The organism is Secundilactobacillus silagincola (assembly GCF_002583405.1).
GTDB lineage: Bacteria > Bacillota > Bacilli > Lactobacillales > Lactobacillaceae > Secundilactobacillus > Secundilactobacillus silagincola.
Map to the genome: position 1 here is coordinate 20,264 of NZ_BCMJ01000005.1, position 21,096 is coordinate 41,359.

Below are 21,096 nucleotides of genomic sequence, written 5' to 3' on the forward strand. Positions count from 1 at the left end.
GATTGACGGGAATGCAGCTTTTTAAGATTCAGACTAAAATTTACTTATCTTCTTTGCCTTCATCGTCATCCTTAGTTACAAACAGACTCAAATCTTGTAATTGTCTGTCTGAAACCGTGGTCGGTGCTGAAGTCAATGGTTCGATAGCCTTCGAGTTCTTAGGGAAGGCAATCACGTCTCGAATGTTACCGCGCTTAGCTAACAAGCGGGCAAAGCGATCCAAGCCGATAGCCAGACCACCATGAGGCGGAAAACCGTAATCCAAGGCATTTAGCAGATAACCAAATTGGTCTTCTGCCCGTTCTTTAGTAAAGCCTAACGCCTTGAACATCTTCATTTGCAGGTCACGGGTGTGAATACGGATTGAACCGCCACCTAATTCCAGACCGTTTAAGATAATGTCGTAACTTTGAGCATAGGCTTTGTGAGGATCTTCGCCTTCGTCCAAGTAATGTTCATCGCCAGCCTTTGGCATGGTGAATGGATGATGAGCTGGAACCCAACGCTTCAAGTCAACATCGTAGTCAAACAGTGGCCAGTTAACGACCCAGAGGAATGCAAACTTCGATTCGTCGATCAAGCCTAATTCGTTAGCAATGGTCCGACGTAAGTAATCCAAAGTTTGGGCAACTACACGGCTGGAATCACAAGCAAATAACAGCAAGTCGCCAGGTTTGGCACCAGTGCGTTCAGTAATTGCTTTGTATAATTCAGCGTTATCCTTGAAGAACTTGGCGATTGGGCCAGTAAAGTTATCTTCAGTGACCTTCAACCAAGGTAATCCCTTGGCGCCAAAACGGTCGATATGTTCAACGAACTTATCGATATCCTTCCGAGAGTACTTATCAGCACCACCAGGAACGGCAATCGCCTTAACTTGGCCGCCATCTTTGAGGACGTTGTTGAAGACGTTAAAGCCTAGATCATCAACTAAGTCGCCCAAGTCTTTTAATTCCATGCCAAACCGGACATCTGGCTGGTCAGTCCCAAACCGGGCCATTGATTCGTCCCAATCTAAGCGATCAAATGGTAATTTAACGTCAATACCCAAGGTTTCTTTCATAACCTTAGCAATCAAGCCTTCAGTCAGATCCTGAATTTCTTCAGCGTCCAAGAAAGAAGTCTCCATATCGATTTGGGTAAATTCTGGTTGACGGTCACCACGTAAATCTTCGTCACGGAAGCAACGCGCGATTTGGTAGTAACGGTCAAAGCCGGCACCCATCAGCAACTGCTTGAACAATTGTGGTGATTGTGGCAACGCGTAGAAGTGACCTGGGTAAACCCGTGAAGGTACCAGGTAATCCCGTGCGCCTTCTGGTGTTGACTTGGTCAAATCAGGGGTTTCAATGTCGATGAAGCCTTGTGAGTCAAAGTAGCTGTGGACTGATTGGGTGATTCGGTTACGAATCATCAACCCACGCTGCATTTCTGGCCGACGCAAGTCTAAGTAACGGTACTTCAACCGCAGATCATCAGACACGTTGATATTATCTTGAATGTAAAATGGCGGGTTTTTAGCCTTGTTCAACAGGTTGATTTCTGAGACCCGCACTTCAATCTTACCCGTGCGCATCTTGTCGTTAACTTCGTGTTCAGCACGAGGAACCACGTGACCCTTAACTTCAATCACGTATTCGTTCCGTAACTGATCAGCAACAGCCAGGGCATCCTTGTCGAATTCCTCGCTGAATACTAATTGAACGATCCCTTCACGATCCCGTAAATCAATAAAAATCAAACCGCCTAAATCGCGGCGTTTTTGAACCCAGCCCTTTAAGACGACATCTTGATCAAGATATTTTTCGTCCACCAGACCGGCGTATGTTGTTCGCTTCATCTTATTCTCCTCTTAATCAATATTTGAAATTACTTCAGCAAAATGAGTCATCACATCAGCCAATGGCGCTGTCACTTCATTACCAGAAGCCATGTTCTTCACGTGAATCGTTTTAGCAGCTAATTCAGCTTCACCAACGGTCAACGTGTAGGCTGCGCTTAAGCGGTCAGCCGTCTTGAACTGTGCCTTGGGCTTGCGAGCCAAGTAATCGCGATCAGCGGAATAATCCTGTGAACGCAATGCTTGAACCACTTGCAAGGTGGTGGCGTTAGCTTCATCACCAATACCGACCACGTAAGCATCTAAATGATGTTCTTCAGGGAACTGAACGCCTTCAGCTTCCATCAAAAGAATCAACCGTTCCATTCCTAGGCCAAAGCCAACACCAGAAACTTCTGGGCCACCCAATTCTTCAACCAAACCGTTGTAACGGCCACCGGCACAAACCGTGGTGTAACCGTGACCCAGCGCCTTAGAATCAACCATAAATTCAAAAATGGTATGGTTGTAATAATCTAGGCCACGAACCATGGTTGAATCAACCACGTAGTCGATGCCTAAAGCAGTCAAAAGACTTTTCACTTGGTCAAAATGAGCTTGGGCAGCAGGTGTCAGGTAATCCAAAATTGATGGCGCATCCGCCACAAACTTCTTGTCCTTTTCATCCTTACTATCCAATACCCGCAGCGGGTTCTTGTGCAGCCGAACTTGAGAATCCTCGCTAAGTTCATCATAGTGCGGTTCCAGGTAATCGATCAGGGCCTGACGATAACTGTCGCGGGACTCCTTATCACCTAGCGTATTGATGGCTAGCCGTAAATTATCAATGCCAAAGTGCTTAAACAAGTCGCGACCCATGGCAATGACTTCCACGTCTAACGCGGGTTCATCGGAGCCAAATGCTTCCACCCCAATTTGGTGGAATTCCCGTTGCCGGCCGGACTGTGGCCGTTCATAACGATACATCTGACCCATGTAGTATGTCTTAAAAGGCTTTTGAACTTCCGGACCATAGAGCTTGTTTTCCACGAAGGCCCGAACAACACCGGCTGTGCCTTCTGGCCGCAAACTAATGTGCCGGTCACCCTTATCCTTAAAGTCATACATTTCTTTAGTAACGATATCTGAAGTGTCCCCAGAAGTTCTGGAAAATACTTCAAAATTTTCAAATAACGGCGTCCGAATTTCTTCGAACCGATACTTCTTGAATACTTGACGCGCAACTGCCTCAACATACTGCCAGTGCTGACTCTCACCGGGTAAAATGTCCGCAGTGCCTTTTGGTCGCTGATAACGCATAGTATCTTCCTTTCCGATTTTCGTTGAAGTTAAAGGTGTAGAAAAAAATAAAAAACACCCTTGTTTTCACAAGGGTGCTTCGCACGGTACCACCTTAAATTAACTCATCCATAACGTTGGACACGAATAATCGCTTATTCACCTCAAAAGTGTCTTCAACTTCCCGCCTGCTGTATCTTTTCATCAACCAGATACTTTCTGAAAGTCACGGGTTATTTACTCATCTTTTTCATCGGTGTTTCATTTATTTAACTACCAATAAGACTACTCAGTTACCCGCTAAAAGTCAAGGACGATTTGACCGGAGACTGTATCTTTAATCAAAAATATCCTATAATTATAAGAAAAACTAATCGAGGAACTCAATTTGAACTACCTTAAACAACACTGGCAGCAAATCGTTATTTCGCTTGCAATTCTACTAACTCTTGGCATTGCCGTCTTTCAAACCGTCCGTCAAGACCGGTTAACGACACCAATCGCTAACATTAACGTGCGTACGGGTCCTAATATTAACTATCAAACAAAGGCCATTTTGAAAAAGGGACAGGCCGTTTACATCGTTCAGAAAAAGGACAACTGGTACAAGGTGCGCTACAATGATCACCAATTTGGCTGGGTGGCCAGCTGGTTGATCAACCAATCGGGTAAAATTCAAACGGCAACTAACCTTTCTGAAGCTACGATCGTTTTAGACCCTGGTCATGGCGGTAGTGACTCCGGGGCGCTTTCAATCGATCAAAAACACGATGAGAAGACTTATACGCTGCAATTAGCCAAAAAAGTGCGTAACCAACTCACTGCTCGCGGCGCTCACGTAATCATGACACGAACCGGTGACCAAGACGTTTCACTGGGTGCACGACCAGAACTGGCAACGGATAATCACGCTGATGCCTTCATTAGCTTCCATTACGACTCCAGTCCCAGCAACAACCTAGGATCAGGATTTACAACCTACTACTATCATGCAAATACTTCTCTCAAGTTAGCCCGGACGATCAACCAGCACCTCGTTGGTTTACCCATTGAAAATAAAGGTGTCGAAGTGGGTAACTTTGAAGTGATTCGCGACAATCTCCGTCCAGCGCTACTATTAGAGATGGGTTACATTAATACTGACAAAGATTTCAAAGCAATTGAAAGCCCAGCCTATCAAAACAAGGTCGCTAAAGATGTGACAAACGGTTTGAGTGCTTACTTCGAAACCAAATAATTGACGAAAGGATGGATTATTATGGATAATGAATGGCTTGAACAGCTACCGATAAAAGGAATTAAGAGCGTCACACCAGTCTCAGGTGGTGACATCAATCAGGCCTACCGATTAGAAACAGCGACCGACCCCTATTTCTTATTGGTACAGCCAAACCGTGAGCAGTCGTTCTATCAGCACGAAATCGAGGGGCTCAAGTTACTGGGTCAAGCCGCCCTGGTTCCAGAGGTCATCGCTTCTGGTCAAATCAATGGCGATGCCTACCTCATCCTATCATGGCTGGAAACTGGCACCGGTGATCAATATGACTTGGGTCAACTGGTTGCTCACGTCCATCAAATTCATAATGACCAGTTTGGCTTCGACCATGATGTTGACGGTAAATTACCTAAGATCAATACTTGGCAATCTAGCTGGGGTGACTTTTACGTTCATCAACGGTTAGAAGTGCTGGCTAAACGGGCCGCTGAACACGGCCTTTGGAACCAAAAAAGGCAGGACCACCTTCAGCGGCTCTGCCAGATTATTCTAGATTATTATCAAACTCACGAAACAGTGCCCAGTTTATTGCACGGCGATCTTTGGTTTGGCAACGTCATGTTTACTGCTGATGGCAAACCGGCTTTAATCGATCCCGATGTGCTTTACGGTGACCGCGAATTTGATTTAGCCATGACCACGGTTTTCGGTGGCTTTGATGACCGGTTCTACCAAGGCTACAACGATACCTATCCGTTGCAACCTGGTTTCCAGCAGCGATTACCGTGGTATCAGCTTTACTACCTTATGGCCCACCTAAATTTATTTGGCGAAAGCTATGGCGGCTCAGTTGACCGGATTCTCAGCAATTACTGAAGCAGCGCATCCGTTAATCCAATCACATTAGTCACGTTGATTTCAGGATGACTAGGCCCACCGTCAATGAGACGACCTGGGTCAAACAGGGCACCAGCAATACCGGCATTGTGTCCCGCATCAACGTCCAAAGTTCGATCGCCAATCATTATGGCCGACGCTTTCTGGACTTCATTACGTTTAATTAAAGCATTCAACGAAGCCGGATTCGGTTTCCGTGGAAAAGGCTGTTCACTGGTCACTTCATCAGCGAACAGTTTTTTAATCCCTGCAGATTGCAGCAACTGCATGGCACTTTGGTTACGATGAGTCAATAAATAATGTGTGCCACCCTCATCGGCAAGTCGCTGAAGCAAGGCCACCATCCCATCAAAAGGTTTAGCTTGCGCAATCCGTCCACGTTCATTTTGCCGGTAGTCATGTTCTAACTGATCAGCCTTAATACTGAATTCAGCACTAAACTTTTGCAAAGCCGTCCCTAACGAATGCTGCCGCATGGTTTCGTAGATTTCCTGCTCGTCTAGTTCAATTTCAGAAACCTGCTGCTGGGTCAAGGCCGTCATGAAAGCTTGCACCATGATGGGATAAGTATCAAAAATGGTGCCGTCAAAGTCCCAGAAAAAAGCTTGATATTTCATGCATACTCTCCTTATAGATCCGCGCTATCAAAAATGATTGTCACTGGCCCATCGTTGACTAGACTAACCTGCATATCCGCGCCAAATTCACCCGTTTCCACGTGAATACCAGCGTTACGCAGCTTTTGGTTGAACCGTTCGTAAATTTGCTTAGCATGATCCGGAGCACCCGCCTTGGTAAAACTCGGCCGGTTGCCCTTTTTGGTGTCCGCATACAGCGTAAACTGAGAAACGGACAAAATAGCACCGCCAACATCTTGAATCGACAGGTTCATTTTGCCAGCACCATCGGAAAACACCCGTAGTTTAGCAATCTTATGGACATAGTAATCGATTTCGTCTTCGCCGTCTGTGTCCGCTGCCCCAAATAACAACAAGTATCCCTGCTTAATTTGACCAACAACTTGTTCTTCAATGGCAACCTGCGCTGAGGTCACCCGTTGCAATACAATTCGCAAAATAAATTCTCCTTATGGATAACAGGATTCCACAAATTAAGACAAACCATTCTCGTTCTGAAGATTTTGACATCAGAACAAGATGACTTGCCTTAATTAAAATCCTTAATGGCTATCGATTTTTGCCACAGTTTTTTCATTAATTATCTAAATGGCCGTTTAACAACGTAAACATCCTGAACGTTTTTGAGGTTATCCATCAATCGTTCCAACTGTTCAGCGTTGCGGATCCCAAGTGAAATTGAAATGGTCACCATCTTATTATGATCGACCCGACCGTTCACAACGTTAAGCTGTTTGGTCGTCCCATTAACAATACGCAACACATCGTTGAGTAACCCATCACGGTTATATCCCTGAATCTCAAGATCCGCGTTATACATGGTCGTGGTCTCGCTAGGATTATCCCAGTACACTTCCACGATCCGCTCGCCATTAGCCTCAGCGTGAGCCACGTTTGGACAGTCCAAACGGTGAACTGAAACACCGCGTCCTTTGGTAATGTAGCCGACGATTTTATCCCCGGGAACCGGCGCGCAACAGTGACTTAACCGCACAAGCAGGTTATCGACACCTTCAATAATGACCCCTTCAGAGGGCTTTAGCTTCCGTTTCCGCTGTGAATCGGTCTCTGATTCGGTGTTATCGATGGTCTGGTGCTCTTCCAGCAGTTCACGTTCTTCTTGACGCTGGCGCTGTTCCTCACGTTGATGACGAACATCTTCTGTCAACCGGTTAGCAACACCCACTGGCTGAAGGTCTCCAAAACCAACAGCCGCAAATAAATCATCAATGTGCTGATAATGCATTTTATCAACGACTTTTTGCAGCTTATCCTTCGTCATCAGTTCCTTAGGATCAAACTTAAAGTCCCGCAGTTGCTGCTCGATCGTTTGACGACCCGTTTCAATATTTTTCTCCCGGTCTTTTTGACGGAAGAACTGCTTGATCTTATTACGAGCACGCCGGGTCGAAACCAGTTTTAGCCAGTCACGGTTAGGTCCTGCCGAGTTAGAGGAGGTTTTAATATCGACAATATCGCCGTTTTTAACTTCATAATCCAGTGGAACAATCTTGCCGTTGACCGTAGCCCCCGTTGTGTGATTGCCAACCTCGGTATGAATTTGATAAGCCATATCCAGCGGACCCGCACCCTTTGGCAGTTCTAGCACATCACCCTTTGGTGTAAAAGCGTAGACGTGGTCACCAAATAATTCACCCTTAACACTATCCATGAAATCAGACGCGTCATCCGTGTCTTCTTGCAACTCAATGATCTGTTTAAACCAGTTGAGTTTGTTCCCAGTATTAGTGGTCTGAACCTTATCCGTTTTACCTTCTTTATAAGCCCAGTGAGCAGCCACACCAAATTCAGCCACCCGGTGCATCTCTTCAGTCCGAATTTGGACTTCCAGTGGCCGGCCTTCTGGACCAATGACCGTGGTATGTAAAGATTGATACATGTTAGCCTTAGGCATTGCAATGTAGTCTTTAAAGCGGCCAGGCATTGGTTTCCACTTAGTATGAATGGCGCCTAAAACAGCGTAGCAATCACGAATGTTGTCTACGATCACCCGAATGGCTAACAGATCATAAATTTGGCTGAACTGTTTATGCTGATCACGCATTTTCCGGTAAATGGAGTAAATGTGTTTCGGCCGGCCGTAAATCTCGGGATCGATATGCAGATCATCAATCGCATGCTTAATATCTTGAATCGCTTCAGCAATGTAGCTTTCTCGTTGGTCCCGACGAGAATTCATCAGGTGAACGATGCGGTAATACTGCTGGGGATTCAGATAACGTAACGAAATATCTTCCAGTTCCCACTTAATAGCACTAATCCCAAGTCGGTCAGCCAATGGGGCGTAAATCTCCAAGGTTTCATTGGCGATCCGACGCTGCTTATCTGGCCGCAAATGCTGAAGTGTCCGCATGTTATGCAGACGATCAGCTAACTTGACGATCATGACCCGAATGTCCTTAGACATGGCTAACAGTAGTTTCCGGTGATTTTCAGCCAGCCGTTGTTTATTAGACTTATACTTGATTTTACCAAGCTTTGTCACGCCATCAACGATCATGGCAACATCGTCACCAAATAACTCCCGAACGTCATCTAAGGTGACGCCGGTATCCTCAACGATATCATGCAGAAACCCTGAAGCAATAGTTGTTGGATCCATCTTCAGATTAGCTAAAATACCCGCAACTTGTATGGGGTGCATAATGTATGGTTCACCCGATTGACGAATTTGATCCTTATGCGCAATCGCTGCGAACTTATAAGCACGTTCGACGATTGCTACATGATCCTTATTCATATAAGCTGATACGGCATCGATGACACCTTGAGCTGTCCAAGTTTGCTCTCTCGACATCCGATCACATCCCCTCCGTGGCGCTTAGGCCATAAGCTAAATAACTGATACAAAGGTAAACCGGCACGAAATATAACGCGTATTTCGGTCCTGACAATTGAATCCCCAAGGCGAACAAAACGGGCAACACAAAAATCAGCCACCAGCGATCGCCGCGATGTTTCACAAAATGGCCGATCAAGCCTGCTACTACGGAATAAATCAAACCGTATATGACGCCTGAACGCCAGAAGCCACCGATTGAAACGTTGTTTAAAAGAACCGGAACAGCCAGTCCCAAGATAATGCTGAGTACCCAATAAGGCCAGCCAATGCGTTTTATAACTGTCATGTTAACTCACTCTCTTATTTAATGAATGGTTTATATTTTAGCATTATTTTACACCATTGGATAGCATTCGATCATTGTAATTCTAACATGGTCGATACCGCAGCTAAAAAGTATAGCGGTGCGGTTTCAGTTCGCAAAATGCGTGGACCCAACCCCGCTACTGTGGCCTGCTTTTCTTGAAGAAACTGCATTTCCTTTGGTGAAATGCCGCCTTCCGGACCAAAAACAGCGATCAGTCGCTGTCCCAGTTTAATCCGGTTCAATAATTTAACCAACTGCGCCTGCTCACCCTGCTTAGCAGCTTCTTCGTAGGCTACCAGCAAATGATCGTATTCCAGCTCGGCGATAGCCTGTTTCAACGTCTCAAAGTAGCGCACCGTTGGGACATGGGTCCGGTGTGCCTGTTCAGCAGCTCCCTGCGCAATTTTTTGCAAACGGGTCAACTTTTTACTCAATTTGTTCGGCTGCCACTTAGCGACTGACCAATCAGCACCAAAGAAACAGATCGTGTTGGCACCCATTTCCGTGGCCTTTTGAACGATCCATTCAGCTTTATCCTGCTTGGGTAAGCCCGACAGAATCGTCACGTCGACTGGTAGTTCCACGTTCGTTTCCAATGCTTTGACCACGGTTACCGAATGATCTTCGTTGAGCTGGCCTAAATAGAGATTTTCCTGACCATCGACGAATTCTGCCTGATCACCTGGAACACCGCGCATCACCTGCAGCCAATGTTTTGACACGACAGTATCTAATTCAAAGTGAGCATCTGTTTTTAAAATTGGTTTGATAAAATACCGTTGCATTATTCATCGTCCCCTGGCTTTTGAGCAATCACGCCGTACCAATCGCCCATTTTTAGTGTTTGCCGAATTTTGAAGCCCTGCTTACGCTGCGCATCAAGAATTTGGTCAACCTTTTCTGAAATAATACCCGATGTCACAAAGTAACCGTGCACTGGCAGCAACTGCCACGCCTGTGGGATCAACGGAATGATTACTTCGGCTAAAATATTAGCCACGATAATGTCCGCTTCACCAGTAACGCCCTGAAGTAAGTTATTTGCTGCAACGGACACATCCGCTGCAACAGGATTCAGTGCCAGATTCTTTTTAGCGGAATCCACCGCGACTTCATCGAGATCATAAGCCCGAATCTCACCGGCACCTAACTGTTTAGCCGTGATACTCAAAACACCAGAACCCGTCCCCACATCAATCAGCCGTTCGCCACCGTGGATCACCATTTCCAATGCCTGCATGGACAGTTTGGTGGTTGGATGGGTTCCCGTACCAAACGCCATTCCTGGATCAAGCTTAATGATCCGTTCGTCTTGGTTTTGAGGTTGATAATCTTCCCAACTAGGCACCACCGTCAAAAAGCGGGTCACCTGTACGGGATGATAGTATTTCTGCCACTCAGTTGCCCAGTTAGACTCGTCAACTTTATCAGTGGTGACTTTGGCTGGTGCAATAGCTAAACCAAACGTCTTGATTTCATCCACCCGTCGCTTGATTTCCGGCACAATTTCCGGTACATAAATCGTGGCAGGAAAATAGGCCGTTACCTGAGCGCCACTTTGAACGTGAGGAATTTCATCCACGTTTAAGATCTCACCCTTTTGGGCCCAATCCGTTTTTTCAAGTTGCTCATAGTCCTTTTCATCATCAATTTGCACGCCAGAAGCGCCCTGTTCCATTAAAAGGTTACTAACTGCTTCTACTGCTTCATTAGTTGTTGTTACGGTCACTGCAGTCCAATCCATTGTTGTTCCCTCTCTTTTCTAGTCTAGTAAATTCTCCAAAAAAAGAACGCCAAAGTTACTTAGCGTTCTCCTCATCAGTCTGATGTTCCTGTTCTTCTTTTTGTTCCCGTTGCGGTAAGCGAGATTCAAGATAGTCTAATAATTCTTTTTCGGTTCGGAAGATCCGTGGATGCTTTTGTTTATGCAGTCTCAGATCGATTTCATTGATCTTTCGACGACCAGTCCACGTATGACTGTACCGGATGATTACCCGATTATTCAGCGCCTCCCGACCAAACTTAAAGACATAAACACTTTCAGGAGTCATCAGTGGCCGAATATAAGACTTTTCATACTGATAGTTTCGGCTCTTTAAGTACTGTTTGGTTTGATTTAGCACGGTAACCACCTCCCAACGATTTTTTTATAACCCGCTAAGTTACTATTAAGTACATCATATCATATTTCACTTGTAAGCAACAGATAACAGGGTTATTCCGCTCTTTAAAAAGAACATACTACTGGATTTTGGCATAAAAGTCAACTAGGTTATTAAATAATTCTCATAGAATACTCGGGATATTTTCATCATACCGATCCATCCGCTGTTCGTGCTTGCTTTTATGGGTGGAAATAGTATTCTTGAACCATGAACGCTTAAAAGTCAGAATTAAAGGGGAAGTTTATTCATGATTAAACCAACCAAACATTTGAATGGCTTTGATTGGGTTGAAACAACGGCCTTAACAGAAGCCGAACAGCAAACGCTAATGGCCGAGTATGGCATCACCGACGATATCATCACCTATGTCACTGATAAAGACGAAACAGCAAATTACGTCTATGATCCAGCAAATAATCAGCAGCTCATGATTGTTTTGGTCCCCTACCAACTCAAAAATACGCAAATGCCACGCTACATCACGCGGCCAGTCGGCTTCTTAATTCATCAAGGCGTGTTGTTCACCTTTAATGAAAGCCGCTTAAACTTTGTAGAACAAGCTTTTCAAAAATCCGCTGATGACACGGACATTAATACCACTTCCGCTTTTATTTTGGAATCAATGTTCGACTTAGTGGATAGTTACATTCCCATCGTCAAGTTTGTCACGAAACAGCGTAACCAGTTAGATAAAATGCTCAATAAAGATGCCAAAAACTCCAACTTAATGGCACTGTCATACTTAGGTCAAACGCTAACCTTCTTCAACAGCGGCGTTGAATCTAACAACGATTTGTTCGCCCGAATACCACGCACCTACTTTGGTGTGAACAACGATAGCATTGAAAACGATCTGCTTGAGGATGTCTCCATTGAATCCGACCAAGTCCAGCATATGATTGAAAACGAAGAACAGGTGGTCAACCGGATTACGGATACGTTTGATAGTATCATTAATAATAACTTGAATGATACCATGAAGTTCTTAACGATCTGGTCGCTAACCATGGCTGTCCCGACCATTGTTACCGGTTTTTTTGGGATGAACGTTAAGTTGCCATTAGCACACTTTAACGGTGCCTGGCTGATTGTGATCGGCCTGTCAGTAGGTTTCATCGCTTGGCTATTATTGATCTTCAAAATGCACCATCGATTATAGTTTTTTTAAATCATCCCTAATACAATTGATAACTTGACAAGTCTTTGATATGCTCGTAACTAATTAATTGTCTAAAACTTTGAAGGAGTCAACTTTATGAAAATTGCCGTTGTGACTGACTCAGCCAGTTATTTAACACCGGAACAGGTTAAAAACAACGATATTCACGTGGTACCGATCACCGTTATTTTCGGCCACCAGACGTATCTGGATAACGTTGAAATAACAACCAGTGAATTTTATCACCGCTTGAAAACTGACCCGCAGATGCCAACAACCACTCAAGTCACACTGGGGCAAATGCAGACTATGTACGATCAGTTAGCTGATGAAGGTTATGATGCGGTCATTAGTATCCATCTATCATCAGGCATCACGACTTTTTACAGCAACTTGGTTAATTACCTGCCAAACGTGACCAATATCAAGGTCTACCCCTTTGATTCTCGTATTGCATCCGCTGGTGAGGCCGATCTCGTGATGTTGGCGGCCAAATTAATTCGAGCTGGTCGTTCCCCGGAAGAGATTATCCAGGCACTCACTCGTTTACGCGACACCATTGACGCTTATTTCGTGGTAGATGACCTTTCTCACTTAGTACGAACCGGGCGCTTATCCAATGCCTCAAGTTTTGTTGGCGGCTTGCTGCGGATCAAACCGATTTTGACCTTTAACGATCAGGCTCAAATCGTTGCCATTGAAAAAGAGCGCACCATGCGACACGCCTATCAGCGAATCAAGCAAAAATTTCAAAGCGTGTACGAACAGGCTGATTATCCACTACGCCTCACTGTGATCGATGCGAATAATGACGAATTGCAGCAGGAATGGTCAGCTGATTTGAGTCAACAGTTTCCTAACTTAAAAATCGCCCACAGTGAAATTGGCCCCGTTCTCGGCGTCCACGTTGGCGCTGGCACCATGGCCCTATTATGGGATTATGACTGGGAACAGTGGCCAGATTCAGTCACTAAGTAAAGAAGGTTTTAAAATGAATTTTTTCTCTATTGGCAGTAAGGGTGATACGGACTACATGTCCCGACACGATTTTATTGATCATTTAAACCAGGATCTGAATCACCCAGACTTCGACTTTTCACAGCTGCCAACACCCAAAAATCAGGCAGAGTACCAGCAATTATTAGGATTTATTCAAAAACAGATTTTACCGCGTTTAAAACATTAGAGTTGCAAATAAGGGTTCAAAACGGAAATTACCTGAACTTGGGTAATTTGGTTTTGAACCCTTATTTGCAACTCTTTGTTTATTTAAGCAGGTTTTAGCTATAAAAAAATAAATTTTCTTCAATCAAGAAATCAGCCAAAACTTTGATCAATATCGGCTGACGTCACAACTGGTCCATCTTGTTTTATTCTATTTTACAGATGTTTCTTAATCAGTGCTTCAAACTCCGTGACCGACCGCGGTCCAATCACCGCATCCACTATTTGACCGTTCTTTTTCAAAATAATGGTCGGCGTACTTTGAACCCCCAAGGCCCGCGCAATCAGCGGTTGGCGATTAACTGTCAGCGAGATGAATTTGACTTGCCGAGCAAGCTCAGTCTGACTCGCCAGATAAGTTAACGCACGATCCGCTGCCGTACATGGCGGACACCAATCCGAGCGAAAATCAACGAGAACTAAACCATCGTGCGTCTCTTCTGCATACGCGGTATCTTGAATTGGTTTGATTGCTGTCATCCGTACTCGTCCCCTTTTAAACTTCATTATATAACAATTTAATTTGAACATCGTCATTGCCGTTTTCTGTTTTAATCAATCAACTGAATAAGCTTTAAGTTTAAAACACTCAACTTCCAACCACCTTTTTCCACATAATACATAAAATGATATGAGTTTATATTGGTAAAGGCCTCACTTACTTGCTATATTGGAATAGTAATCATTCATTGCTTATTTTAATATATCTAATTTGGGAGGATACCGAATATGTCTTCACTTGGAACCATCATGGTGCTTATCAGCATCATTTTATTTGTGTATTGGGGCGTCCGGCTTTTTAAGCATCAGTCCAGAAAACGGCTGGGCTGGAGCGCCTTGATCTTATTGATCTTGGGCGTAGTCATTGCAAGTCCTACTGACGATCATTCGGCCAGCAAATCGACTAACGAGCAATCAAGCAGTCGGGCTGAATTAAAGTCTTCCAGTTCATCATCCAGCCACGCTACTAAAACCGTTCATCAGGGTACTAAACCTCAGGCGCGCCAATCAGAAACTCACAGTAGCGCAAGTGTCCTAAACAAACTGGTGAGTTACACTAGCAATCAATCAGCTGGACCAACTGGTAACTACTATTGGCACGTTGGCAAAGCACATCTAACGGGCTTCGGTAGCCTAGCAAATGGGCAAGCTCGCTTTACAGCTGATTCACAGCAACGGCCTGCCACGGCTCGTGCTAAACTCACCTATCAGGAATACGCCTCGTCAAAAGGCGGCCGACAAGGTGATCCATTAGAACCTTACGCTTGGCCTAGTCAAAATCCAATCGTGGCGATTTCCTACGCTGCCACTGGACGAACTTATCATGGTTATTTATGGAACCGCAGTCACTCCATTGGCGATAGTTTATTAGGTGCTAAATCATATACTTCCGTCAATAACTTCACTACGGGTACCCGTCCGCAAAACGTGGGTGCGGACCAAGATGGCGGTATGCGTTACGGTGAAGAAACGGTTGAAAATTACTGGTCAAGCCATCCTGGTACTCACCAAATCGTTGAATACCAGACCACACCCATTTATCAGGGCAACGAAAGTCTTCCTCGTGGTTCACTGGTCGATATCAAATCTTCGGATGGTACTATTAACACTGAAATTGCCGTGATCAACGACGCTGAAGGCATCAAGATCAACTATAATACTGGTGCTAATAACGCTAAACCGTATCATCGCGCCAATTCAACGACGTATAGGCAACCGGCTACCACAAGTAAATCAACGCAATCGTCGTCAGCTGCTGGATCACACGCCACTACTTCTGGTAAATGGCACGTGGCTAAATCTGGTTACGTTTTTGTCTCACAGAGTAATAAATACTATACCCGGGTAACCAATCCAGGAAATTATACCTGTGAGCCTAAAGCAAAAGCCCAAAGTGATGGTGCAACTGAAGCTATTCGTGGGAATGAATATGCACAACCTTAACATTAATGTGTGACACAACTTGGTAGATTCCAGAATTTAAGCCAAATAATCCCCGTTCTGATGATGTTTATCAGGGCGGGGATTATTTTTGGCTTAAATGGCCAGAATCTGAGTTGTGGCGCATTATTAGGCCATATCAATACATGAGTAAGAGAAAATTGCTTTGCCGATTCCAGTTAAAGAGATTTGAAACTCTTCTATTTGGAATCAGAAAAAAGCACCCGGACATCATGCCCAGCTGCTCATTTACTGATTCAAAATCACTTCGTATTATTCTCTTCCTCGTCCGTTTGCAATACCGCCATAAAGGCTTCCTGAGGGATATCCACTGTTCCCACGGATTTCATTCTTTCTTTACCACGCTTTTGCTTCTCCAGTAACTTTGCACGCCGGTCAGGATCACCAGTATGAATTCTTGCAGTAACATCCTTACGATAAGCCTTGATCGTCGTTCGAGCGATAATCTTAGCACCGATAGCTGCTTGAATCGGAATTTCGAAGTTTTGCCGAGGAATAATGTTCTTCAGTTTAACTGCAATATCACGGCCACGCTTTTCAGCAAACTGACGGTGAGAAATGAAACTCAGTGCATCCACTTTATCACCGTTCAGTAAGATATCGATCTTAACCAAATCACTTTCACGGTAACCGTCCAGTTCGTAATCCAATGAAGCATAGCCCTTAGTGGAAGATTTCAATTTATCAAAGAAATCGAAGATGATTTCCGAAAGTGGCATCTTATAGATCACATTAACCCGATAATCGTCCAAATATTCCATCGTAACGAACTGGCCACGCTTTCGTTGGCAGAGTTCCATGACTGCCCCAACATAGTCGTTAGGCGTCATAATGGTTGCTTTAACGTAGGGTTCTTCAATGATTTTAATGGCAGCAACATCTGGCATTTCCGAAGGGTTTTCCACTTCCTTGACCGTGCCATCTGTCAAATTAGCGTGGTACGTTACGGAAGGTGCCGTGGTGATTAAATCAAGGTTGAATTCACGTTCTAGCCGTTCCTGAACCACGTCCATGTGCAGCATCCCTAAAAAGCCGCAACGGAAACCAAAGCCCAACGCTTGCGAGGTTTCTGGTTCGAATTCAAGTGCCGCGTCATTTAACTTCAATTTTTCCAGTGCTTCACGCAAATCTTGGTACTTCGCATTGTCAGTTGGGTATAATCCAGCGTACACCATTGGCGCCATTTCCCGGTACCCTGGCAGTGCCTTCTCTGCTGGATTGGCAGCATTAGTCACCGTATCACCAACACGGGTATCCTCAATGTCTTTAATGCTGGCCGTAATATAGCCAACTTCACCGGCAATCAATTGGTCCCGTTTAAGTGGCTTTGGTGAGTTGACCCCCACTTCGGTCACTTCATATTCGGCACCAGAGTTCATTAGCCGAATCTTATCACCAGGCTTAACGGTACCTTCAAATAGGCGAACACTAAGCACAACTCCACGGTAATCATCGTAAATGGAATCAAAAATCAATGCCCGCAGTGGTGCTTCAAGGTCTCCATCTGGAGCTGGAACTTTATGCACGATCTGTTCCAGTAAATCTTCGATCCCAATGCCCTTCTTGGCACTTGCCATCACAGCATCAGAAGCATCAATCCCAATAACATCCTCAATTTCTTTGCGGACTTTTTCCGGTTCTGCTGAAGGTAAATCAATTTTGTTGATTACTGGCAAAATTTCCAAATTATCATCGATTGCCAAATAAACGTTGGCCAGCGTTTGGGCTTCCACACCTTGAGCAGCATCCACCACCAGCACGGCCCCTTCACAGGCAGCCAAACTACGTGACACTTCATATGAAAAGTCCACGTGCCCTGGGGTGTCAATCAAATGAAACTCGTACGTATGACCGTCTTTGGCGTCATACGTGAGTTCAACAGCATTCAACTTAATCGTAATCCCGCGTTCTCGTTCCAGGTCCATATTATCGAGGATTTGGTCTTGCATATCACGCTTGGCAACGGTATCCGTCATTTCCAAAATGCGGTCAGCTAAAGTCGACTTACCGTGATCGATATGAGCGACAATTGAAAAATTCCGGATGTCTCGTTGGTGCGCCTTCATTTGTTCAAGATCCATTTAGCATTTCTCCTACCTTTTAGTTTCAAACATACTAGTTATTATACCAGATACAGGACAATATCACCTGTACCGGTTGAAATTCACACCTAAACAGCAAAAAGTCGCCTGGTCAATGATCAACCATGCGGCTTTTTAATGTCCGTTAGAGTAAATGATCATCACTCCGCTGAACTAATTATCGAATGCATCTTTCATCTTGTCAAAAAAATTACCTTTGCCGTTGCCAACTTTCTCGCCACTGGCTTCAGCATAAGCCTTCAAAGCCACTTTTTGCTTCTTGTTAAGGTTCTTAGGCGTCACAATTTTGACCGTTACTCGTTGATCGCCACTGCCGTTACCACGCAGACGTGGTGCACCTTTACCCTTTAAACGGAAGACTGAACCAGTCTGTGTGCCAGCTGGAATCTTCAGTTTAACATCACCGTGAACGGTTTGAACCTTAATTTCATCACCAAGAGCTGCTTGCGTGAAGCTGATATCCTTGTCTAAGTAAATATCGGCACCATCACGTTTAAAGACCTTACTTGGCGTCACACGGAACAGAATGAACAGATCGCCGTAAGGACCACCGTTCTCACCTGCTTCACCCTGACCTTGAAGTCGCATTTGTTGACCGTCATCCACCCCAGCAGGGACGTTAACTTCAACTTCATGCCGTTCTTCTTCGTGACCTGAACCGCCACAAGTTGGGCACTTTTCCTTAATTTCTTTACCAGTACCATGACATACTGGGCAAACTTGCTGACTGCGCATCCGGCCTAATGGTGTGTTGGTTTCCGTTGTTACATAGCCAGAACCGCCACAGTTGGAACAAGTTTCTGGGCTAGTGCCAGGCTTGGCCCCACTACCGTGACAAGTATGACACTGGGCTTGACGATTATACTTGATCTTCGTCTTCTTACCGAAAATGGCTTCTTCAAACTTCAGCGTCATCTCGTACTGCAGATCACGACCTGGTTGTGGTGCGTTAGGATTACGACGACCGCCACCAGCGCCACCGCCAAAGAATGAATTGAAAATATCTTCGAAGCCGCCACCGCCAAAACCACCAGCGTCGCCGAAACCACCGAAGCCACCAGCTCCGCCAGAACCGCCGCCGAAGCCTTGAGGACCATCAGCTGAACCGTACTGATCATAGTTGGCACGTTTTTGTTCGTCACTTAAAACTTCATAAGCTTCAGTAACTTCCTTGAATTTCTCTTCAGCACCAGGCGCTTTGTTAATATCCGGATGGTACTTCTTTGATAATTGGCGGTAGGCCTTTTTAATTTCAGCTTGAGATGCATCTTTTGAGACCCCAAGCACTTCATAATAATCTTTACCAGCCATGTTAACCTCCTAAAAGTAAGCATTGTGTCCACCGCAATCATCTAATTGCTAGTTTATGACAACACATTTGGCCTATTGAAATGACCATTTTCAAACCATATGATCATTTAAACCAATAATCGTTCACTCAAGTAGAATAGCATATTTCCTACAAAACAAAAAGCCAAAGCCCGCGTTTGAGCCTTGACTTCCTGTCTGCTATCTCGTTAATCATTACTTTTTATCGTCATCATTAACTTCTGAGAAGTCACCGTCAAAGGTCTTACCGTCGCCCTTGCCATCATCAGTTTTACCTGATTGGTCGCCGCTTGCTTGTGCACCGTCAGCATTGGCAGCGCCATCAGCAGCACCCTTTTGGTCTTGAGCTTGTTGATAAAGTTTAACTGAAAGGTCTTGAACGATCTTGTTCAAGTCGTCCTTCTTAGTCTTCATTTCTTCGACGTTGTTATCATCTTGAGCCTTCTTAAGTGCATCACGTGCATCCTTGGCTTTTTGAATTTCGTCGTCTGAAACTTTGCCCTTAACTTCGTCCAAAGTCTTGTCAACTGTGAAGAGTAATTGGTCAACTTCGTTCTTCAAGTCAGCCTCTTCCTTACGCTTCTTGTCGGCTTCTTCGTTTTCTTGAGCTTCCTTCATCATCTTGTCGACTTCTTCGTCTGAAAGACCACCGGAACTCTTGATGGTAATCTTTTGTTCCTTACCAGTACCCTTATCCTTGGCTGAAACGTTAACGATACCGTTCCGGTCAATATCAAAGGTAACTTCGATCTGAGGAACACCACGAGGTGCAGCTGGAATGTCAGTTAATTGGAAATTACCCAAGGTCTTGTTATCTGCAGCCATTGGCCGTTCACCTTGCAGCACGTGAATATCAACGGCTGGTTGGTTATCAGCAGCGGTACTGAAGACTTGTGACTTGCTGGTTGGAATCGTCGTGTTACGGTCGATCAACTTAGTGAAGACACCACCCATGGTTTCAATACCAAGTGAAAGTGGGGTAACATCAAGCAAAACGACGTCTTTAACGTCACCAGTTAAGACACCACCTTGAACAGCGGCACCCAAAGCAACGGCTTCGTCAGGGTTGATGGAGTGGTTAGGTTCCTTACCCGTCCACTTCTTAACGGCTTCTTGAACGGCTGGAATCCGAGTAGAACCACCGTTTAAGATAACAACGTCAAGGTCATCAGCTGATAACTTAGCATCCTTCAAGGCGTTTTCAACGGGGATCCGAGTCTTTTCAACTAAGTCTGAAGTTAATTCGTTGAACTTAGCACGGGTCAAAGTGGTTTCCAAGTGAAGTGGGCCGTTATCGCCAGCAGAGATGAATGGCAGGCTGATTTGAGTTTCAGTCACACCTGACAAGTCCATCTTAGCCTTTTCTGAAGCTTCCTTCAGACGTTGCATTGCCATCTTATCCTTAGAAAGATCGATACCGTTATCAGCCTTGAATTGTTCGATCAACCAGTTCATGATGCGCTTATCGAAGTCGTCACCACCAAGGTGAGTATCACCGTTAGTAGAAAGAACATCGAACACACCGTCACCTAAATCAAGGATGGAAACATCAAAGGTACCACCACCAAGGTCATAAACCAGGATCTTTTCGTCAGCATCCTGCTTGTCAAGACCATAGGCTAATGAAGAAGCGGTTGGTTCATTGATGATCCGCTTAACATCCAAGCCAGCAATCTTACCGGCATCCTTAGTTGCTTGACGCTGAGAATCATTAAAGTAAGCTGGCACAGTGATAACCGCTTGGGTTACCTTGTCGCCAATGTAATCTTCAGCAAAGTCTTTGATGTACTGCAAAATGTAAGCAGAGATTTGTTCTGGTGTGTAGTCCTTACCTTCGATGTTAACTTTGTAGCCGGCTTCACCCATGTGGCTCTTGATTGAAGAAACCGTGTTGGGGTTAGTGATTGCCTGACGCTTAGCAACGGCACCAACGGATGGTTTGCCATCTTTGAACGCTACAACTGAAGGGGTTGTACGACCACCTTCTGGATTAGGAATAATTTTAGGTTCTTTACCTTCAAGAACAGCGACTGCTGAGTTTGTAGTCCCTAAGTCAATACCAATAATTTTATTACTTGCCATGAATAATTTACCCTCTTTGTTTTAAGTTTGATTC

19 protein-coding genes are annotated in these 21,096 nt (G+C 44.8%); 6 read left to right on the forward strand and 13 right to left on the reverse strand.

From position 1 onward, the window contains the following. Positions 1–40 precede the first annotated feature (40 nt). Both aspS and hisS read right to left on the reverse strand, forming a co-directional pair. Positions 41–1,840, reverse strand: a complete 1,800-nt coding sequence (gene aspS, locus CES82_RS07095; RefSeq protein ID WP_098824877.1) for an aspartate--tRNA ligase — start codon at positions 1,838–1,840, stop codon at positions 41–43. 12 nt (positions 1,841–1,852) lie between these two features. Then, positions 1,853–3,139: a histidine--tRNA ligase gene (hisS, locus tag CES82_RS07100; RefSeq protein ID WP_098824879.1), complete on the reverse strand. Its 1,287-nt coding sequence runs from the start codon at positions 3,137–3,139 to the stop codon at positions 1,853–1,855. 367 nt (positions 3,140–3,506) lie between these two features. Between hisS and CES82_RS07105 the strand changes: the two genes are divergently transcribed. Both CES82_RS07105 and CES82_RS07110 read left to right on the forward strand, forming a co-directional pair. Next, positions 3,507–4,355, forward strand: coding sequence for an N-acetylmuramoyl-L-alanine amidase family protein (locus CES82_RS07105; RefSeq protein ID WP_098824881.1), 849 nt, complete (start codon positions 3,507–3,509; stop codon positions 4,353–4,355). Positions 4,356–4,376: 21 nt separating this feature from the next. Then, positions 4,377–5,210 carry a fructosamine kinase family protein gene (locus tag CES82_RS07110; protein ID WP_098824883.1) on the forward strand — a complete coding sequence of 278 codons (834 nt, stop codon included), beginning with the start codon at positions 4,377–4,379 and terminating at the stop codon, positions 5,208–5,210. On the opposite strand, the gene CES82_RS07115 is transcribed toward CES82_RS07110, so the two are convergent. The 7 genes from CES82_RS07115 to CES82_RS07145 all read right to left on the reverse strand — a co-directional run bounded on the left by CES82_RS07115 (position 5,204) and on the right by CES82_RS07145 (position 11,171). Further along, positions 5,204–5,848, reverse strand: coding sequence for an HAD-IA family hydrolase (locus CES82_RS07115; protein ID WP_098824885.1), 645 nt, complete (start codon positions 5,846–5,848; stop codon positions 5,204–5,206). The genes CES82_RS07110 and CES82_RS07115 overlap by 7 nt on opposite strands. 11 nt (positions 5,849–5,859) lie before the next feature. Then, positions 5,860–6,306, reverse strand: coding sequence for a D-aminoacyl-tRNA deacylase (dtd, locus tag CES82_RS07120; protein ID WP_098824887.1), 447 nt, complete (start codon positions 6,304–6,306; stop codon positions 5,860–5,862). 143 nt (positions 6,307–6,449) lie between these two features. Then, entirely contained in the window at positions 6,450–8,687 is a 2,238-nt protein-coding gene (locus CES82_RS07125; RefSeq protein WP_098824889.1) for a RelA/SpoT family protein, read from the reverse strand. A 4-nt stretch (positions 8,688–8,691) separates the two neighbouring features. Beyond that, positions 8,692–9,018: a hypothetical protein gene (locus CES82_RS07130; RefSeq protein ID WP_098824891.1), complete on the reverse strand. Its 327-nt coding sequence runs from the start codon at positions 9,016–9,018 to the stop codon at positions 8,692–8,694. 71 nt (positions 9,019–9,089) lie between these two features. Further along, complete coding sequence (locus CES82_RS07135) at positions 9,090–9,824, reverse strand: 16S rRNA (uracil(1498)-N(3))-methyltransferase (RefSeq protein ID WP_098824893.1); 735 nt, start codon at positions 9,822–9,824, stop codon at positions 9,090–9,092. After that, complete coding sequence (gene prmA / locus CES82_RS07140) at positions 9,824–10,783, reverse strand: 50S ribosomal protein L11 methyltransferase (protein WP_098824895.1); 960 nt, start codon at positions 10,781–10,783, stop codon at positions 9,824–9,826. Before prmA ends, CES82_RS07135 begins: the two co-directional genes overlap by 1 nt. Before the next feature lie 55 nt (positions 10,784–10,838). Continuing rightward, positions 10,839–11,171, reverse strand: coding sequence for a hypothetical protein (locus CES82_RS07145; protein ID WP_098824897.1), 333 nt, complete (start codon positions 11,169–11,171; stop codon positions 10,839–10,841). A gap of 280 nt (positions 11,172–11,451) precedes the next feature. Between CES82_RS07145 and CES82_RS07150 the strand changes: the two genes are divergently transcribed. From CES82_RS07150 to CES82_RS07160, 3 genes are all read left to right on the forward strand, one after another. Continuing rightward, the gene (locus CES82_RS07150; protein ID WP_098824899.1) at positions 11,452–12,363 is read left to right on the forward strand and encodes a magnesium transporter CorA family protein; all 912 of its coding nucleotides are present in this window, start codon (positions 11,452–11,454) and stop codon (positions 12,361–12,363) included. Positions 12,364–12,459: 96 nt separating this feature from the next. Next, positions 12,460–13,341 carry a DegV family protein gene (locus tag CES82_RS07155; protein ID WP_098824901.1) on the forward strand — a complete coding sequence of 294 codons (882 nt, stop codon included), beginning with the start codon at positions 12,460–12,462 and terminating at the stop codon, positions 13,339–13,341. A gap of 13 nt (positions 13,342–13,354) precedes the next feature. Then, the gene (locus tag CES82_RS07160; protein ID WP_098824902.1) at positions 13,355–13,549 is read left to right on the forward strand and encodes a hypothetical protein; all 195 of its coding nucleotides are present in this window, start codon (positions 13,355–13,357) and stop codon (positions 13,547–13,549) included. A 194-nt stretch (positions 13,550–13,743) separates the two neighbouring features. Here CES82_RS07160 and CES82_RS07165 read toward each other — a convergent pair whose 3' ends face one another. Further along, on the reverse strand, positions 13,744–14,067 hold the full coding sequence (locus CES82_RS07165) for a thioredoxin family protein (RefSeq protein ID WP_180245692.1): 324 nt from the start codon (positions 14,065–14,067) through the stop codon (positions 13,744–13,746). 249 nt (positions 14,068–14,316) lie between these two features. On the opposite strand from CES82_RS07165, the gene CES82_RS07170 reads away from it, so the two are divergent. Continuing rightward, the gene (locus CES82_RS07170) at positions 14,317–15,531 is read left to right on the forward strand and encodes a DNA/RNA non-specific endonuclease (protein WP_098824906.1); all 1,215 of its coding nucleotides are present in this window, start codon (positions 14,317–14,319) and stop codon (positions 15,529–15,531) included. Between the two features lie 260 nt (positions 15,532–15,791). Here CES82_RS07170 and lepA read toward each other — a convergent pair whose 3' ends face one another. The 3 genes from lepA to dnaK all read right to left on the reverse strand — a co-directional run bounded on the left by lepA (position 15,792) and on the right by dnaK (position 21,062). Then, positions 15,792–17,630 (reverse strand): translation elongation factor 4, encoded by a 1,839-nt coding sequence (gene lepA / locus CES82_RS07175; protein WP_098824908.1) that lies wholly within the window; start codon positions 17,628–17,630, stop codon positions 15,792–15,794. A gap of 174 nt (positions 17,631–17,804) precedes the next feature. After that, positions 17,805–18,962: a molecular chaperone DnaJ gene (gene dnaJ / locus CES82_RS07180; RefSeq protein ID WP_098824910.1), complete on the reverse strand. Its 1,158-nt coding sequence runs from the start codon at positions 18,960–18,962 to the stop codon at positions 17,805–17,807. A 213-nt stretch (positions 18,963–19,175) separates the two neighbouring features. Further along, positions 19,176–21,062 carry a molecular chaperone DnaK gene (gene dnaK, locus CES82_RS07185; RefSeq protein WP_098824911.1) on the reverse strand — a complete coding sequence of 629 codons (1,887 nt, stop codon included), beginning with the start codon at positions 21,060–21,062 and terminating at the stop codon, positions 19,176–19,178. Between the last annotated feature and the right edge of the window lie 34 nt (positions 21,063–21,096).

Excerpts from the sequence above, each read along its gene's own strand:
- hisS (WP_098824879.1), bottom strand. The coding sequence starts at position 3,139 with ATGCGTTATCAGCGACCAAAAGGCACTGCGGACATTTTACCCGGTGAG.
- CES82_RS07110 (WP_098824883.1), top strand. The coding sequence starts at position 4,377 with ATGGATAATGAATGGCTTGAACAGCTACCGATAAAAGGAATTAAGAGC.
- CES82_RS07115 (WP_098824885.1), bottom strand. The coding sequence starts at position 5,848 with ATGAAATATCAAGCTTTTTTCTGGGACTTTGACGGCACCATTTTTGAT.
- dnaK (WP_098824911.1), bottom strand. The coding sequence starts at position 21,062 with ATGGCAAGTAATAAAATTATTGGTATTGACTTAGGGACTACAAACTCA.
- CES82_RS07160 (WP_098824902.1), top strand. The coding sequence starts at position 13,355 with ATGAATTTTTTCTCTATTGGCAGTAAGGGTGATACGGACTACATGTCC.
- CES82_RS07155 (WP_098824901.1), top strand. The coding sequence starts at position 12,460 with ATGAAAATTGCCGTTGTGACTGACTCAGCCAGTTATTTAACACCGGAA.
- prmA (WP_098824895.1), bottom strand. The coding sequence starts at position 10,783 with ATGGATTGGACTGCAGTGACCGTAACAACAACTAATGAAGCAGTAGAA.
- CES82_RS07165 (WP_180245692.1), bottom strand. The coding sequence starts at position 14,067 with ATGACAGCAATCAAACCAATTCAAGATACCGCGTATGCAGAAGAGACG.
- CES82_RS07125 (WP_098824889.1), bottom strand. The coding sequence starts at position 8,687 with ATGTCGAGAGAGCAAACTTGGACAGCTCAAGGTGTCATCGATGCCGTA.
- CES82_RS07170 (WP_098824906.1), top strand. The coding sequence starts at position 14,317 with ATGTCTTCACTTGGAACCATCATGGTGCTTATCAGCATCATTTTATTT.
- aspS (WP_098824877.1), bottom strand. The coding sequence starts at position 1,840 with ATGAAGCGAACAACATACGCCGGTCTGGTGGACGAAAAATATCTTGAT.
- CES82_RS07135 (WP_098824893.1), bottom strand. The coding sequence starts at position 9,824 with ATGCAACGGTATTTTATCAAACCAATTTTAAAAACAGATGCTCACTTT.
- dnaJ (WP_098824910.1), bottom strand. The coding sequence starts at position 18,962 with ATGGCTGGTAAAGATTATTATGAAGTGCTTGGGGTCTCAAAAGATGCA.
- CES82_RS07150 (WP_098824899.1), top strand. The coding sequence starts at position 11,452 with ATGATTAAACCAACCAAACATTTGAATGGCTTTGATTGGGTTGAAACA.
- CES82_RS07130 (WP_098824891.1), bottom strand. The coding sequence starts at position 9,018 with ATGACAGTTATAAAACGCATTGGCTGGCCTTATTGGGTACTCAGCATT.
- lepA (WP_098824908.1), bottom strand. The coding sequence starts at position 17,630 with ATGGATCTTGAACAAATGAAGGCGCACCAACGAGACATCCGGAATTTT.